We start from the raw sequence: 15,564 nt of genomic DNA on the forward strand, positions 1-15,564 counted from the left end.
CGGGGGCTCCTTCACTGGCGGGAATCGGGCGCGGCTGACAGCATAGATGAATGCGCGCGTTGAAATTGGGACGAAGGGTGTTCAGTGAGGGCGACTACGCGGTCATGGCGATCGTGAACCGCACGCCCGACTCCTTCTACGACTCGGGCGCGACCTTCGAGTTCGACGCGGCGATGGCCGCGGTCGGCGGCGCGGTCGCCGCGGGCGCCGACATCGTCGACGTCGGCGGTGTCAAGGCCGGGGACGGGCCCGAGGTGTCGGTGGACGAGGAGATCCGGCGGGTGGTGCCGTTCATCGAGGCCGTGCACGACGCCTATCCGGAGCTGGTGATCTCGGTCGACACCTGGCGTTCAGCGGTCGCGCGCGAGGCGGTGGCGGTGGGCGCCGAGCTCATCAACGACACCTGGGCCGGCTGGGATGCGGAGATCGTGGAGGTCGCCGCCGACACCGGGGCGGGCCTGGTCTGCTCCCACACCGGAGGTCTCGAGCCCCGCACGGTGGCCGCCGGGCCGGTCTACGGGGACGTGGTCGCCGAGGTGGCCGCCGAACTGGTGGGCCGCGCCGAGGCCGCGGTGGACGCCGGGGTGCGGGCCGACGGGATCCTCATCGACCCGACGCACGACTTCGGGAAGACCACCTACCACTCGCTGGAGCTGACGCGGCGGCTCGACGAATTGACCGGAACCGACTGGCCGACGCTGGTGGCCTTGTCGCGCAAGGATTTCGTCGGGGAGACGCTCGATCTGCCGGTGGATCGGCGCCTCAACGGGACTCTGGCCGCCACCGCGGTCTCGGCCTGGCACGGGGCGAGGGTCTTCCGGGCCCACGATGTGGCGGCGACGCGCGAGGTCCTCGACATGGTCGCCTCGATCCAGGGCCTGCGCCCCCCGAAGAACCCCCACCGGAGCCTCTGAACTGCGACACGGCGGCCGTCGTATTGTCGAAAAGGGACAGTCGTCGCTTCAGCGGACGTCGCGCATGTGGGCCACGGCCTCGTCCACGTCGTCGGTGACCAGGAGCAGGTCGACGTCGGCCGGGTGGATGTTGCCCTGGCCGACCATGGTCTCGCGGAGCCAGTCGACCAGGCCGCCCCAGTAGTCGGTGCCGATCAGGGCGATCGGGAACTTCCCGACCTTGTTGGTCTGCACCAGCGTCAGCGACTCGAACAGCTCGTCCATGGTGCCGTAGCCGCCAGGCAGCGCGCAGAAACCCTGCGAGTACTTCAGGAACATCACCTTGCGGACGAAGAAGTAGTGGAAGTTCAGCTCGATGTCCACATAGGGGTTGATGCCCTGCTCGAACGGCAGCTCGATGCCGAGGCCCACCGAGACGCCGCCGGCCTCGCGGGCGCCGCGGTTGGCCGCCTCCATCGCGCCCGGGCCGCCGCCGGTGATGACGGTGAATCCCGCCTTGGCGAGCTTGCCGCCGAGTTCGACGCCGAGTTTGTACAGCTCGGAGTCGATCGGCGTCCGCGCGGAGCCGTAGACGCCGATGCCCTCGCCGAGGTCGGCCGCCTCGAGCGTTTCGAAGCCCTCGACGAACTCGGCCTGGATCTTCATGACCCGCCAGGCGGCCTTCTGCTTCCACTCCTCGCGGTGGCGAAGGTCGAGCAGGTGCTCGTCGGCGGTGACGCGGCGCTGCTTCGTCATGATCCCTCCACATAGGCTCTCAGGGCGTCGGCGCACCGCCCGATGAGCGGCACTTCGACGCGTTCGTCCTGCTTGTGAGCGAGGTTCGGGTCGCCCGGCCCGTAGTTGACCGCGGGGATGCCGAGGGTCGCGAACCTGGCGACGTCGGTCCAGCCGAGCTTGGCGCGGACCCGGCCGCCGCAGGCCTCGACGAACTCGGCCGCCTCCGGCCGGTCGAGGCCGGGCCGGCATGACGGAGCCGAGTCGGTGAGCTCGACCTCGAAGCCGTCGAAGACCTCGCGCAGGTGCTCCTCGGCGTCCTTCTCGTCCCGGTCGGGCGCGAAGCGGTAGTTGACCTCGACCCAGCACTCGTCGGGGATGACGTTCCCGGCCACGCCACCGCCGATGCCCACCGCGTTGAGGCCCTCGCGGTAGGCGCAGCCGTCCACCTCGACCTGGCGGGCGCGGTAGGCGCCGAGCCGCTCGAGGGCCGGGGCGATCTTGTGGACGGCGTTCTCACCTTTCCACGACCGCGCCGAGTGCGCCCGCCTGCCGCGGGCGGTCACCTTGGCGCGCATGGTCCCCTGGCATCCGGCCTCGACCATGCCGTAGGTCGGCTCCAGCAGGATCGCGAAGTCCGATCCGAGCCACTCGGGGCGTGACTTGGACAGCTTGTTGAGGCCGTTGCGGGCCGAGTCGACCTCTTCGCAGTCGTAGAACGCGAAGCTCAGGTCGAACCGGGGCTTCGCGACGGTCGCGGCGATCCACAGCGCCAGCGCGGTCCCCGACTTCATGTCGGAGGTGCCCAGGCCCCACATCACGTCGCCTTCGGTGTGGGTGGGGAAATTGCCGTTGACCGGCACCGTGTCGAGGTGCCCGGCGAGCATCACGCGCCGGCCGAGCCCCAGTTCGGTGCGCGCGACCAGGGTGTTGCCCTCGCGGCGGACGGTCAGGTGCCCGGCGCGGTCGAGCGCGTGCTCGACGGCGTCGCAGATCGCCGCCTCGTCGCCGGAGACGGACTGGATGTCGCACAGCGCCCTGGTCAGCTGCACCGGGTCGGCGAGTACTGCCTCACTCAGAACTGTCACATTGGCAGACGATACTCGTACCGCCGATAGGCTCTGTGTGTGACTGATTTCTTGACTGACGCAGCATGGGGCGCCGGCGTGGCGACGATCGGCGCCGACGGAACGGTTCTCGACGTGTGGTTCTCCGAGCTCGGCCTCGGGGCGGCCCCGTCGGGCCTGGAGGCGCCGAAGGCGGACGCGGAGAACCCGACCGGCACCCGGTCGCAGGGCCTGACGGTCGCGATCGGGTCGCTGGCCGACGAGCCGGTCGACACCGCCGACGTCTACCTGCGCCTCCACCTGCTCTCGCACCGCTTCGTGCGGCCGCACACGATCAACCTGTCGGGGGTCTTCGGGCTGCTGCCGAACAACGCCTGGACCGACCTGGGGCCGGTCCCGGCCGCCGAGGTGAACGCCGCGCGGCTGCGGCTGCGGACCGAGGGGAGGGGACTCCACGTCAAGTCGGTCGACAAGTTCCCGCCGATGGCCGACTACGTGACCCCTTCGGGGGTGCGGATCGCCGACGCCTCCCGGGTGCGCCTCGGCGCGCACCTGGCCGAGGGGACGACGGTGATGCACGAGGGTTTCGTCAACTTCAACGCCGGGACGCTCGGCAACTCGATGGTCGAGGGCCGGATCTCGGCGGGCGTGGTCGTCGGCGACGGCTCTGACATCGGCGGCGGCTCCTCGATCATGGGGACCCTGTCGGGCGGCGGCAAGGAGGTCATCGCGATCGGCGAGCGGTGCCTGCTGGGCGCCAACGCCGGGATCGGGATCTCCTTGGGGGACAACTGCGTCGTGGCGGCCGGCTGCTATGTGACCGCCGGTTCGAAGGTGACGCTGCCGGACGGCTCGGTGGTCAAGGCGGCGATGCTCTCGGGCCGGGACAACCTGCAGTTCTGGACGAACTCGCAGACCGGGGTGCTCGAGGTGCGTCTGCGCGAAGGCACCTGGGGCGAGCTGAACGAGGCGCTGCACAGCGCCCAGTAGCGATCCGGCGGGTCCGTCCGATCGGATGCGGACGGACCCGCTGAAGTGCGCGTTAACATCCGGCTCCGGCCTCATGCGGCGACGGCGGAGCCCTTGCCAATACATTGAAGCTCGTCTATTTTAGGTGTGGGAGCGTTCCAACCGATTTTCTCACCCTCACCTGAGAGGCAGAGCCAATGCGAAACGGCCCAACCGCCCGCCGCAGACCCGCGCGCGGGGTCCTCATCGCCCTCGGCGCGGCCGCGGCACTCGCCGCCGGCGCCGTGGCGATGATCCCGGCCCACGCCGACCACGAGAACCCCGGACCCGACATCCGCGTCAACCAGCACGCCTACACCGCCGACGGCGCCAAGGGCGCCACCTTCGTCAGCGGATCCTCCACCGGCCAGAGCTGGGAGCTCGTCGACGCCTCCGGCGCCGTCGTCGACTCCGGCACGACCAGCGTCCACGGCTACGACCATGCCTCCGGCGACAGCGTCCACAACATCGACTTCTCCGACTACGACACGCCCGGCACCGGATACCGCGTCCGAATCGCCGGTCAGCAGAGCCACCCGTTCGACATCGCCGCCGACCCGTGGGACGAACTCCGCGACGACGCGCTCGCGTTCTTCTACCACCAGCGCAGCGGCATCGCGATCGAATCGCAGTACGTCGGCAGCGAGTACGCCCGCCCCGCCGGGCACGTCGACGTCGCCCCCAACCGCGGCGACGGCGACGTCGGCTGCCTCAATGACGGCTGCGACTACACGCTCGACGTCACCGGCGGCTGGTACGACGCCGGCGACCACGGCAAGTACGTCGTCAACGGCGGCATCTCGACATGGCAGCTGCAGAACGCCTACGAGCGCGCCCTGCACGTCCCCGGCGCCGACCCGGCCGTCTTCGCCGACGGCGCCCTGGCCGTCCCGGAGTCCTCCAACGGCGTCCCCGACCTGCTCGACGAGGCCCGCTGGAACCTCGAGTTCATGATGAGCATGCAGGTGCCCGCCGGCGAGCAGCTCGCGGGCATGGCCCACCACAAGGTCCACGACATGAACTGGACCGGCCACCCGATGCCGCCGCACGAGGACCCGGAGCTGCGGCGCCTGAGCCCGCCCAGCGTGACCGCCACGCTCAACCTCGCCGCCGCCGCGGCCCAGGCCTCGCGCCTGTGGGAGGACCACGACCCGGCCTTCGCCGCCGAGACCCTCGAGGTCGCCCGCACCGCCTACGACGCCGCGCAGGCCAACCCGAACCGCTACCCCGACCCCGGCGACGGCACCGGCGGCGGCTCCTACGCCGACGACGACGCCGGCGACGAGTTCTACTGGGCCGCCGCCGAACTGTTCACCACCACCGGCGAGTCCCGGTACCGCTCGGACCTGACCTCGTCGTCCTGGTGGTACGGCCAGGGCTTCAGCGACCACGGCTTCGCCTGGCCCTCGACCGCCCCGCTGGCCGACCTGACGCTCTCCCTGGCGCCCAGCGGGCTGACCGACTCCGAGCGCCAGGCGGTGCGCGACGCGGTCGTCGCCGGCGCCGACGGCTATGTCGCGGCGGCCTCCGGCCAGGGCTACCCGGTCACGTACGCGCCCGAGGGCTGGGACTACGCCTGGGGCTCCAACAGCCAGGTGCTCAACAACGCCACCGTCATCGCCTACGCCTACGACCTCACCGGCGACCGGGCCTACTTGGACGCGGTCAGCGGCGCGATGGACTACATCCTGGGCCGCAACGCCCCCGGGCAGTCCTATGTCACCGGCTACGGCGAGAAGGACTCCCACAACCAGCACCACCGGTTCTGGGCCCACCAGGCCGACGCCTCGTTCCCGAACCCGCCGCCGGGCACCCTCGCGGGCGGCCCCAACTCCTCGCTCCAGGACGAGACGGCCCAAGAGCACCTGTCAGGCTGCGCCGCCCAGAAGTGCTACATCGACCACATCGACTCCTGGTCGACCAACGAGGTCACCATCAACTGGAACGCGCCGCTGGCGTGGGTCGCGGCCTTCCTGTCCGACCACGCCGGAGAGGGCACCGACGACCCGGACGAGCCGACGCCGACCCCGACGCCGCCCGACCCGATCGGGGACCTGCCACCGGTATCGAACCTCACCGCCGAGGCCACCGCCGAGGCCGTGACCCTCACCTGGGACACGCCGCCGTGGGACAACCAGGTCCGGATCGCCCGAGACAACACGGTGGTCGCCGTCCTCGCGAGCGGCAGCACCGCCTACACCGACGAGGGCCTGGACTCGGGAACCGAGTACCGCTACACGGTCACCGCCGTGCCCGAAGAGAACCAAGGCGCCTTCAGCGCCTCGGTCACCGTCACGACCGAGTTCCCCGAGGAAGAGGGCGCCTGCTCCGCGGAGATGACGATCGTCAACGACTGGGGATCGGGATTCCAGGCCAACATCAGGGTCACCAACACCTCCGGCCTCGAATCGATCGGGTCCTGGAACCTCGGCTGGGACTGGTCCGGCGGGCAGCAGATCAGCAACCTGTGGAACGCCGACTGGCAGCAGTCCGGATCGTCCGTGACCGCGAGCAACCTCGCCTGGAACGGCAACATCGCCGCCGGAGAATCCATCGAGTTCGGATTCGTCGCCGGCGGGTCGAGCGAGATCCCCGGCCGGATCGGCTGCGACAGCGTGCCCCGATAGGCCCGCGGTGATCACCTCCGCCGCCGGGCCCCTCACCCCGGCGGCGGATCGACCGGACGGGGCGGCTCGCCCGCGGCCGCCCCGTCCCTTCCGGGACCGAGCGAACCGAGCGGGCTCAGATCAAGAGGTGGGCGTCAGGCCCAGCTGCTTGCCGGCCAGCGAGACCTTGCGGACGGCCAGCTGCTCGGCCACCGCCGAGATCGCCTTCGAGGCGGGGGCGTCGGGATCCGAGAGCACCAGCGGCACCCCGGCGTCGCCGCCCTCACGCAGCCTCGGGTCGAGCGGCACCTGCCCCAGCAGCGGCACCTCGGCGCCGACGTCCCTGGTCAGGGCCTCGGCGACGGTCTTGCCGCCGCCGGAGCCGAACGGCTCGATGTGGGAGCCGTCGGGCAGCTCCATCCACGACATGTTCTCGACCACGCCCGCGAGCTTCTGGTGCGTCTGGGTGACGATCGCGCCGGCTCGCTCGGCCACCTCGGCCGCCGCCTGCTGCGGCGTGGTCACCACGACCAGCTCCGCGGTCGGCAGCAGCTGGGCCACCGAGATCGCGATGTCGCCGGTGCCCGGCGGCAGGTCCAGCAGCAGCACGTCCAGGTCGCCCCAGTACACGTCGGCCAAGAACTGCTGCAGCGCCCGGTGCAGCATCGGGCCGCGCCAGACCACCGCGGTGTTGCCGGGGGTGAACATGCCGATCGAGATCACCTTCATGCCGTGCGCCTGCGGCGGCATGATCATGTCCTCGACCTGCGTCGGCGAGCCGTCGACACCGAGCATGCGCGGCACCGAGTGGCCGTAGATGTCGGCGTCGGCCACGCCCACCGACAGGCCCTTCTTCGCCATCGCCGCGGCCATGTTCACCGTGATCGACGACTTGCCGACCCCGCCCTTGCCGGAGGCGACCGCGAACACGCGGGTGCGGCTCTGCGGAAGGTTGAACGGGATCACCGGCTCGGCGGACTGGCCCGGACCGCGCAGCTTGACCTGCAGGTCGCGGCGCTGCTCCTCGCTCATCACGCCGAAGTCGACCTCGACGGACCCGACGCCCTCGACGCTCTGCGCCGCCGCGGTCACATCGCCGCGGAGCGTGTCCTTCAGCGGGCAGGCGGCGACCGTGAGCAGGATCTTCACGCGCACGCGGCCGCCGTCGACCTCAACGGCGTCGACCATCCCCAGCTCGGTGATCGGTCGGCGGATCTCGGGGTCGTTCACGTGCGAGAGCGCCTCTTGGACGGCCTCGACTACAGCGGCGGTATCAGACATGACCCAATCGTAGCCACCTGGACGCGAATCGCCATTCGGGCGTACGCTGCCGCACATGCTGCCGTTCGAGATCGTCGACGTCTTCGCCGTCCCGTCACCCGCGCCCACCCGAGACAACGCCGCACCGACGGCCTACACCGGCAACCAGCTGGCCGTCGTCTACGACGGCCGGGACCTGTCCACCGCGCAGATGCAGGCCATCGCGAACGAGTTCGGGTACTCCGAGACCGCCTTCGTGCTCCCGCCGACGGTCGAGGCGGCCGACTACCGGTGCCGGATCTTCACTCCGGGGGAGGAACTGCCGTTCGCCGGGCACCCCACCGTCGGCTCGGCGCTGGCCTCGGTCGCGTCCGGGCGGGTCGCGCCCCGGGGCAGGACGGTGGTCCAGGAGTGCGCCGCCGGGCTCATGACCGTCGCCATCGACGGCACCTCCGGCAAGCTCACCTCCACCGCGATCGAGGTGGGCGAACCGATCCCTGCCGACGTCGCCGCCCGCGCCTGCGGCTTGGACGCCGCGCGCGTCATCGGCGTCCCGCAGACGGCCAGCGCCGGACTGCCGCACCACTTCGTGCGCTTCGCCGACGAGGACCTTGCGGCCGCGAGCCCCCACCTCGGCGAGCTCGACCTGGTCTACCCGTTCAGCTTCGACCCCGAGACCGGCGCCGTCCACGCCCGCCTGTTCCACAACACCGCCGGCGAGGACCCGGCCACCGGTTCGGCCGCCGTCGCTCTCGGGGTCTACCTGGTCGAGCACGGCCTCATCGCCGGTGACGGCACGCACGCCTACGAGATCCGCCAAGGCGAGGAGATGGGCCGCCCATCCAGGCTCTACGGCGAAGTCGTCGTCGAGGGCGGCAAGGCCGTCTCGGTCTCGGTGACCGGCACGGTCGTCCCGGTCGCCAAGGGCGAACTGGTCACGCTGCCGGCGGCGCGGTGAACGACCGGGCGGTGTAGCGCTCGGCGGCGAGGTCGGCGGGCCAGACGGCCCGGCGCAGGTCCGCGGTCCACAGTGCTCGCGGCCAGCCGCCCTTGCGCAGCAGCGCCGCGACGAACCGCTCCGGCTCGCGCAGCGCCTTCCACACCGACGGCAGGAACGTCGCCCGCCGCCGGTCCCGGCCGACGAGCGTCAGTCCGTCGGTCCCGGGGCGCAGCTGCTCGAACAGCGCGGTGAAGGAGTCGACGCCGATCCGGCGCGGCGGGGAGAGCACCGCGACGGTGACGGACAGGCCCGGCAGTTCGTGTCGCTCCACCGGCGGCAGACGAGGGTCACGGGCCGCCGCGCGCGCGTTGTGGACCACATCCACGCTCAAGGGCCGCAAGGGCTTCAGTGTGCCGATGCACCCGCGCAGCCGTGATCCTCCCTCGAGGGTCACGAACGTGGCCGCCGGTGCGGCCAGCCTCGGCAGCAGCGCCTTCGGCGTCGACTCGTCGATCAGTTCGGCCGCAAGGGGAGGGCTGCCGTCGAAGCTCGTCTCCAAGGCACGGCGCGCCAGCGCCGTGAGCACCTTCCCGGTCTCGGGGTCCATCCCTCGATGGTGACACGGGCGTCTCCGTTGGCGGTACGTCGGCGGCTTCGCGCGAAATCGCCCGGCGGTGCTGTGTTTCGTCATCTGCCCGTGAGACACTGCCCGCATGAACTCACCGCGCCCCAGGCATGCGTCAAACGGCCGAGACGGCGGACTCGCCGAGGTCATCGACCTGCCCGCCAACGAAGACGCGGCGGAGCAGGAGAGCCGGCTCGGCCGCATCCAGGAACTCGACTCGCTGGCCGGAAAGGTCGCACTGGTGACCGGGGCGGGGTCGCCGGACGGGATCGGCTACGCGATCGCCACGCGGCTGCGGCTGCTGGGCGCGTCGGTGGCGATCGTGTCGACCACCAAGCGCATCCACGAGCGCGCCGAGGAGATCGACGCGGTCGGCTTCGTGGCGGACCTGACCGACGAGGCGGAGGTCGGCGGTCTCGGCGACGCGGTCGCCGACGCCGTCGGCGAAGTCGACATCCTCGTCAACAACGCCGGGCTGACCTCGAAGTCCGACCCGGCGGTGGTCAAGCCGGTCGCGCAACTGCCCTATTCGGACTGGCAGAACGAGATGCACCGGAACCTCGACACCGCCTTCCTGGTGTCTCGGGCGTTCGTCCAGGGCATGGCCGAGCGCGGCTGGGGCCGCGTGGTCAACATCGCCGCCGCCATCGGCGTGATCAACGCCGTGCCCGCCGAGGCCGCCTACGCGGCCGCGAAGGCCGGTGTCACCGGCCTGACCAAGGCCCTCGCCACGGAAGTGGTCGCCGACGGGGTCACGGTCAACGCGATCGCCCCGGGCCTGGTACGCACCGGCTCCTCGACCGTTCCCGAGCTGCAGCGCGGCCTCGACGGCCCGATGGGCCGGCCCGGCACGCCCGAGGAGGTCGCCGCGGCAGCCGCGTTCTTCTGCGCGCCCTCGGCCTCCTATGTCACCGGCCAGACTCTCGTGGTCGACGGGGGCGCCGGCATCCGCGCCTGAGCGGAGCGTCCGGGACCTACGTCCGCAACTCCGCGGGCGCCGCCGTCGTTACATTTGCATGCAGGCACTTGCGACGGCGACACGGACGGCGGCCATGGACGAGACCTTCGGCGAGAACGCGACCGAGCATCGGGGGCGGGTCACCACCGCTCTGGTGCTGCTCCTCGGCGGCCTGGTGGGACTCGCCGCCGCGTTCGACCTCACCTACGAGCGCATCGCCTCGCTGATCGACCCGAGGCACGTCATCTCGTGCGACTTCAACCCCGTGCTCTCCTGCGGGACGGTCATGGACACCCCGCAGGCCTCGGCGTTCGGCTTCCCGAACCCGATCATCGGCCTCGTCGCCTTCCCGCTGGTGGTCTTCACCGGCGTCCTGCTGCTCTCGCGCGTGGAGCTGCCCCGCTGGATCCTGCTGACGTTCAACCTCGGGACGCTCGCCGGCCTCGCGTTCGTCGCGTGGCTGATCTTCCAGTCGGTCTACCGCATCGGCGTCCTGTGCCCGTGGTGCATGGCGGTGTGGGCCGCGGTGCTGCCGATCTTCTGGTTCACCACCGTCTACAACCTCCGCAACGGGGCGATCAAGGTCGGCGAGGACTGGCGCGGCCCGGTCGACGACCTGCTGCGCCACCACTGGATCGGCCTGGCCCTGATGTACGTCGCGGTCCTGACCGTCGTCGGCACCGGCTTCTGGGACTACTGGTCCACCCTGCTGTGAGGCCGGTCAGTCCAGCTTGAGGCCCGTCGGCTCCAGCCAGCCCCCCTCGGAGAGGTACTCCACGACCTGCTCCACGGCCTCGCCGACGGTCATGTCGGAGGTGTCGATCCGCAACTCCGCGTCCTGGGGCTCCTCATACGGATCGGACACGCCCGTGAACTCCGGGATCTGGCCGGCCCGGGCCTTGGCGTACAGGCCCTTGCGGTCCCTGGCCTCGCACACCTCCAGCGGCGTCGAGACGTGGACCAGCACGAAGTCGGCGCCGGCGGCCTCGGCCATGCGGCGCGCCTCGGCCCGGTCGGCCTCATAGGGGGCGATCGGCGCGGCCACGCCGATGCCGCCGTGGCGGGCCACCTCCGCGGCGACGAACCCGATGCGGCGGATGTTCATCGAACGATCCGCCTTGGAGAACCCCAGGCCGCTGGAGAGCAGCCGGCGCACCACGTCGCCGTCGAACAGCGACGCGGTCCGCGTGCCGTCCTCCAGCAGCGCCTCGTAGACCCCGCGCGAGATCGTGGACTTGCCCGAGCCCGACAGACCGGTGAAGAACAGCACCAGTCCCCGCTGCCGCCTGGGCGGACGGGCCCGGCGCAGCTCGGCGGCCACGCTCGGCGGCGTGTGCCACTCCGGGAGACCGAAGCCGCGGTCGAGCATGTCGGCGATCTCGGCGTCGGTCAGGGCCGCGCGCCTGAACGGCGGCTCGATGTCCTCGACCGGTCGCCACTGGCCGTCGCGGGTGTCGTAGGCCAGCTCGCGCGGCACCATCGCGCGGATGCCGTCGCCGCCGCCGAGCCCGTCGGGACCGGTCATGAGGTGGGTGGCCCCGTAGGCCGCGGCGACCTTCGCCGTCAGCAGGCCGTCGCGGATGCGGTCGCCGCGCTTGGACAGCGGCACCGTCAGCACCGTCGCCGTCGGCAGCCGGTCCTTGGCCGCCAGGATGCTGCGCACCAGCGCCGCCGTCGGCAGCCGCAGCGCGCCGTCACCGTTGGTCTCGTCGCCGGTCGGGATCATCACCAGCACGTGCGCGGCCAGATTGTGCGTCGCGCGGGCCAACTGCGCCAACTGGGGCCGGTGCAGCGGCCGGTCGGCGACCAGCGCCAGCACCCGCGGCTTGGTGTAGGTCGTCTTGGCCTGCTCGGGAGTCGCCCGCAGCCCGATGAACACCCCGTGGGCCGCGTCGGCGATGCGCCGCACGGGGCCGCCGACGCGGACCATGTCCGGCCCGAGCGCGTCCAGCGAGTGGCACTCGACGGCCGCCACCGGCGCCCCCTCGGGATCGGTGATCCGCAGCACGCGCCGCATCCGGTCGGGATTGTCGAGCTTCCGGGCGGTCTCCACCGGCACGTCCAGCGTCACCGGCACCGGCCAGGCCGTCCCGTCCGGGAGCATGCCCGTCCGCGTCACATGCCTGGACTCGCGCTCGCTCATGAAGCCCTGCAGCGGCGCGTAGGCGCCGTACAGGAGCAGCTCCAGGTCAGCCAGTTCGTGCGGCAGCGGAGTGTGGCTCGGCGCCTCGGCGAGGACCTCGTCGGGCAGTACCCAGTCAGACATCGTTGGTCGCGATCCCTTCGCAGTGCTCGGGCGGAAAGGCGGCATCCGGCTCCAGTGGTGGCACCAGGGTATTCCACGCCGTGAGCGCGCACCTCACCCGCAGTGCCCGTTGCGCGCCGTACTTTCCGTCTCGCATCGCGGATGAGCGGGTGGCGTGGCCGTTACCGGTAAGTTACGCTGGCAGCGCCAATTTACGGCTCGTAAGCTCTGCCGAGAATGAACGTTCACGGCCCGCGAGCGGCCGCCGCGGGCGACGACCACGACCCGCGAACGGGCGCCCGAGGGCGATTCGCGGCGCGCGTGCGCCGCCGTGAATGCCTGGAACGGCAGTAGTACTAGCAGTGACCGCAGACATCGGCGTCGGCGCGAGCGGCCCCGCACCGGCGTCACCGTGACGCCCGCGGAGCCGTGAATTCGGTCTGCCCACACCACCCACTGGAGAACTCCATGGACTACTTCGAGACCTCAGGCGAAGCCGACGACAAGCAGCTTCGCCGCGACATCCGCAGACTCGGCAACCTCCTGGGCCAGACACTGGTCCGCCAAGAGGGACCGCAGCTGCTCGATCTGGTCGAGGAGGTCCGCGGCCTAGTGCGCGACAAGCCCGAGGCGGTCGCCGCGCGCCTGGCCAAGCTCGAAGTGAACGAGGAGGTCGACCTCGCGCGCGCCTTCGCCACCTACTTCCACCTGGCCAACATCACCGAGCAGGTACACCGCGCCCGCGACATGCGCCGCAGCCGCGCCGAGGAAGGCGGCTGGCTCGCCCAGGCCCGCGCCGAGATCACCCTCGAGAACGTCCCGGCCGACCGGATCGCCGCCGCGGCCGAGCGGCTCGAGGTCCGGCCGGTCTTCACCGCGCACCCCACCGAGGCCGCCCGCCGCTCCATCCTCACCAAGCTCCGCAACATCGCCGACCTGCTCGACGCCGAGACCGCCGAGCACGCCGTCCTCGGCTCGGCGGACGTCGACGCCGTCAACGCCCGGCTGGCCGAGATCATCGACCTGCTGTGGCAGACCGACGAGCTGCGCGTCGAGAAGCCCGAGCCGACCGACGAGGCCCGCAACGCCATCTACTACCTGACCGACCTCTACCGCGACGCCGCCGGAAGGGTCCTCACCGACCTCAACGCGACCCTCACCGACCTGGGCGGCTCCCCCCGGCCCGGGAACGTCCCGCTGCGGTTCGGCACCTGGATCGGCGGCGACCGCGACGGCAACCCGTTCGTCACCCCCGAGGTCACCAAGCAGGTGCTGGTCATGCAGCACGAGCACGGCATCGCCGCCGCGGAGGGCGCGGTCGCGCAGCTCATCAACGAGCTGTCGGTCTCCCAGACCGTCCGCCCGGCCACCCAGGAGCTGCTCGACTCCGTCACCGCCGACCTCGAACGGCTCGACAACATCCCCGCCCGCTACAAGCGCATCCATTCCGAAGAGCCCTACCGGCTCAAGGCCCGAGCCATCGAAGCCAAGCTCGCCAACACCCGCGCCCGCCACGCCGAGGGCCTGTCCCACCGGCCCGGCGTCGACTACGCCGACGGACGCGAACTGGTCGCCGACCTCCAGGTCATGCGCGACTCCCTGTCCCGCCAGCGAGGCCAGCTCGCCGCCAAGGGCGTGCTCGACCGCGTCATCCGCACCGTCTCGGCCTTCGGCCTCCAGCTGGCGACCATGGACGTCCGCGAGCACTCCGAGGCCCACCACGCGGTCCTGGCCGAGCTCTACGACGCCTCCGGCGAACTCGACAAGCCCTACGAGGAGCTGACCTCCGACGAGCGCGACCAGCTGCTGTCCCGCGAACTGTCCGGGCGCCGCCCGCTCGCCCCGCACGAGGTCGAGCTCACCGAACGCAACCGCAAGACCTTCGACGTCTTCCACGCCATCCGCGACGCCCAGGAGCAGTTCGGCACGTCGATCGTCGAGTCCTACATCATCTCGATGACCCGCGAGCCGGCCGACGTCCTCGCCCCGGCCATCCTCGCCCGCGACGCCGGACTGATCGACGTCGCCCGCGGCCGAGCCGCCATCGGACTCGTGCCGCTCCTCGAGGAGGTCCAGGAGCTCGCGGGCGCCGACGCGCTGCTCGACCGGCTGCTGAGCCTCCCGGCCTACCGGGCGATCGTGGCCGCGCGCGGCGACATCCAGGAGGTCATGCTCGGCTACTCCGACTCCAACAAGGACGCCGGCATCACCGCCAGCCAGTGGAACATCCAGAAGGCCCAGCGGCAGCTGCGCGACGTCGCCGCCAAGCACGGCGTGCGGCTGCGACTCTTCCACGGCCGCGGCGGCACCATCGGCCGCGGCGGCGGACCCACCCACGAGGCGATCCTCGCCCAGCCCTCCGGCACCTTGGACGGCGCCATCAAGATCACCGAGCAGGGCGAGGTCCTGTCCGACAAGTACACGCTGCCGGCGCTGGCCCGCGAGAACCTGGAGCTGACCGTGGCCGCCTCGCTGAAGGCCACGCTGCTGCACACCGAGCCGAGGCACCGGCCCGACGTGCTGGGCCGCTGGTTCGGCGTGATGGACCAGACCTCGGAGGCCGCCAAGGCCGCCTACCGCGACCTGACCGGTCGGCCGGGCCTGTCGGACTACTTCTGGTCCGTCAGCCCGACCGAGCTGCTCGGCGCGCTCAACATCGGCTCGCGGCCGTCCAAGCGCCCGAACACCGAGGCGGGCCTGGAGGGCCTGCGCGCGATCCCGTGGGTGTTCGGCTGGACCCAGTCGCGGCAGATCGTGCCCGGCTGGTTCGGCGTCGGCTCCGGTCTGGCCGCCGCCCGCGAAGCGGGCCTGGGCGACGAGATCGCCGAGATGTACGGCAAGTGGCACTTCTTCCGCAACTTCATCTCCAACGTGGAGATGACGCTGGCGAAGACCGACTTCGAGATCGCCTCGCAGTACGTCTCGACGCTGGTGCCCGAGGACCTGCAGCCGATCTTCGAGGTCATCAAGGCCGAGCACGAGCGCACCGCCGCCGAGGTCCTGGCGCTCACCGGCGAGGACCGGCTCTTGGACCACAACCCGCAGCTGGCGCGCACCCTCGAGGTCCGCGACCGCTACCTGGCGCCGCTCCACCACCTGCAGATCTCGCTGCTGAAGCGCTACCGCTCCGAAGGCGGCGCCGAGGGCGAGGTGGATCCGCAGCTCAAGCGGGCACTGCTCATCACCGTCAACGGGATCGCCGCCGGGCTGCGCAACACCGGCTGACG

General features: G+C 71.3%; 12 protein-coding genes. 7 read left to right on the top strand and 5 right to left on the bottom strand.

The features are described from left to right. Positions 1–50: 50 nt before the first annotated feature. Positions 51–914, top strand: coding sequence for a dihydropteroate synthase (folP, locus tag ACYVL2_RS03730; RefSeq protein WP_460540324.1), 864 nt, complete (start codon positions 51–53; stop codon positions 912–914). A gap of 48 nt (positions 915–962) precedes the next feature. Here the strand turns inward: folP and ACYVL2_RS03735 are convergent, their stop codons facing one another. Together ACYVL2_RS03735 and dapE are read right to left on the bottom strand one after the other, a co-directional pair. Beyond that, a complete protein-coding gene (locus ACYVL2_RS03735; protein WP_460540326.1) occupies positions 963–1,649 on the bottom strand; it encodes an LOG family protein in 687 nt (228 codons plus the stop codon). After that, positions 1,646–2,716: a succinyl-diaminopimelate desuccinylase gene (gene dapE, locus ACYVL2_RS03740; protein ID WP_460540328.1), complete on the bottom strand. Its 1,071-nt coding sequence runs from the start codon at positions 2,714–2,716 to the stop codon at positions 1,646–1,648. Before dapE ends, ACYVL2_RS03735 begins: the two co-directional genes overlap by 4 nt. 39 nt (positions 2,717–2,755) lie before the next feature. On the opposite strand from dapE, the gene ACYVL2_RS03745 reads away from it, so the two are divergent. After that, positions 2,756–3,685, top strand: coding sequence for a DapH/DapD/GlmU-related protein (locus ACYVL2_RS03745; protein WP_460540331.1), 930 nt, complete (start codon positions 2,756–2,758; stop codon positions 3,683–3,685). A 176-nt stretch (positions 3,686–3,861) separates the two neighbouring features. Further along, positions 3,862–6,330 carry a glycoside hydrolase family 9 protein gene (locus tag ACYVL2_RS03750; RefSeq protein ID WP_460540333.1) on the top strand — a complete coding sequence of 823 codons (2,469 nt, stop codon included), beginning with the start codon at positions 3,862–3,864 and terminating at the stop codon, positions 6,328–6,330. A gap of 120 nt (positions 6,331–6,450) precedes the next feature. Here the strand turns inward: ACYVL2_RS03750 and ACYVL2_RS03755 are convergent, their stop codons facing one another. Continuing rightward, positions 6,451–7,590: an Mrp/NBP35 family ATP-binding protein gene (locus tag ACYVL2_RS03755; protein ID WP_460540335.1), complete on the bottom strand. Its 1,140-nt coding sequence runs from the start codon at positions 7,588–7,590 to the stop codon at positions 6,451–6,453. Positions 7,591–7,645: 55 nt separating this feature from the next. Here ACYVL2_RS03755 and ACYVL2_RS03760 point away from each other — a divergent pair, with 55 nt between their 5' ends. Beyond that, positions 7,646–8,527 carry a PhzF family phenazine biosynthesis protein gene (locus ACYVL2_RS03760; protein ID WP_460540337.1) on the top strand — a complete coding sequence of 294 codons (882 nt, stop codon included), beginning with the start codon at positions 7,646–7,648 and terminating at the stop codon, positions 8,525–8,527. On the opposite strand, the gene amrA is transcribed toward ACYVL2_RS03760, so the two are convergent. Further along, complete coding sequence (amrA, locus tag ACYVL2_RS03765) at positions 8,505–9,116, bottom strand: AmmeMemoRadiSam system protein A (RefSeq protein WP_460540339.1); 612 nt, start codon at positions 9,114–9,116, stop codon at positions 8,505–8,507. The two genes, ACYVL2_RS03760 and amrA, sit on opposite strands and share 23 nt — an antisense overlap. Before the next feature lie 106 nt (positions 9,117–9,222). Here amrA and ACYVL2_RS03770 point away from each other — a divergent pair, with 106 nt between their 5' ends. Both ACYVL2_RS03770 and ACYVL2_RS03775 read left to right on the top strand, forming a co-directional pair. Then, on the top strand, positions 9,223–10,092 hold the full coding sequence (locus ACYVL2_RS03770) for an SDR family NAD(P)-dependent oxidoreductase (protein ID WP_460540341.1): 870 nt from the start codon (positions 9,223–9,225) through the stop codon (positions 10,090–10,092). A gap of 94 nt (positions 10,093–10,186) precedes the next feature. Beyond that, complete coding sequence (locus ACYVL2_RS03775) at positions 10,187–10,807, top strand: vitamin K epoxide reductase family protein (RefSeq protein ID WP_460540343.1); 621 nt, start codon at positions 10,187–10,189, stop codon at positions 10,805–10,807. Between the two features lie 6 nt (positions 10,808–10,813). Here ACYVL2_RS03775 and cysC read toward each other — a convergent pair whose 3' ends face one another. Then, complete coding sequence (gene cysC / locus ACYVL2_RS03780) at positions 10,814–12,358, bottom strand: bifunctional sulfate adenylyltransferase/adenylylsulfate kinase (RefSeq protein ID WP_460540345.1); 1,545 nt, start codon at positions 12,356–12,358, stop codon at positions 10,814–10,816. A 447-nt stretch (positions 12,359–12,805) separates the two neighbouring features. On the opposite strand from cysC, the gene ppc reads away from it, so the two are divergent. Next, positions 12,806–15,562, top strand: coding sequence for a phosphoenolpyruvate carboxylase (gene ppc, locus ACYVL2_RS03785; protein WP_460540347.1), 2,757 nt, complete (start codon positions 12,806–12,808; stop codon positions 15,560–15,562). The last annotated feature ends 2 nt before the right edge of the window (positions 15,563–15,564 follow it).

It is taken from the genome of Glycomyces halotolerans, assembly GCF_054779575.1.

Excerpts from the sequence above, each read along its gene's own strand:
- ACYVL2_RS03760 (WP_460540337.1), top strand. The coding sequence starts at position 7,646 with ATGCTGCCGTTCGAGATCGTCGACGTCTTCGCCGTCCCGTCACCCGCG.
- ACYVL2_RS03750 (WP_460540333.1), top strand. The coding sequence starts at position 3,862 with ATGCGAAACGGCCCAACCGCCCGCCGCAGACCCGCGCGCGGGGTCCTC.
- cysC (WP_460540345.1), bottom strand. The coding sequence starts at position 12,358 with ATGTCTGACTGGGTACTGCCCGACGAGGTCCTCGCCGAGGCGCCGAGC.
- ppc (WP_460540347.1), top strand. The coding sequence starts at position 12,806 with ATGGACTACTTCGAGACCTCAGGCGAAGCCGACGACAAGCAGCTTCGC.
- ACYVL2_RS03775 (WP_460540343.1), top strand. The coding sequence starts at position 10,187 with ATGGACGAGACCTTCGGCGAGAACGCGACCGAGCATCGGGGGCGGGTC.
- amrA (WP_460540339.1), bottom strand. The coding sequence starts at position 9,116 with ATGGACCCCGAGACCGGGAAGGTGCTCACGGCGCTGGCGCGCCGTGCC.
- folP (WP_460540324.1), top strand. The coding sequence starts at position 51 with ATGCGCGCGTTGAAATTGGGACGAAGGGTGTTCAGTGAGGGCGACTAC.
- ACYVL2_RS03770 (WP_460540341.1), top strand. The coding sequence starts at position 9,223 with ATGAACTCACCGCGCCCCAGGCATGCGTCAAACGGCCGAGACGGCGGA.
- ACYVL2_RS03755 (WP_460540335.1), bottom strand. The coding sequence starts at position 7,590 with ATGTCTGATACCGCCGCTGTAGTCGAGGCCGTCCAAGAGGCGCTCTCG.
- ACYVL2_RS03735 (WP_460540326.1), bottom strand. The coding sequence starts at position 1,649 with ATGACGAAGCAGCGCCGCGTCACCGCCGACGAGCACCTGCTCGACCTT.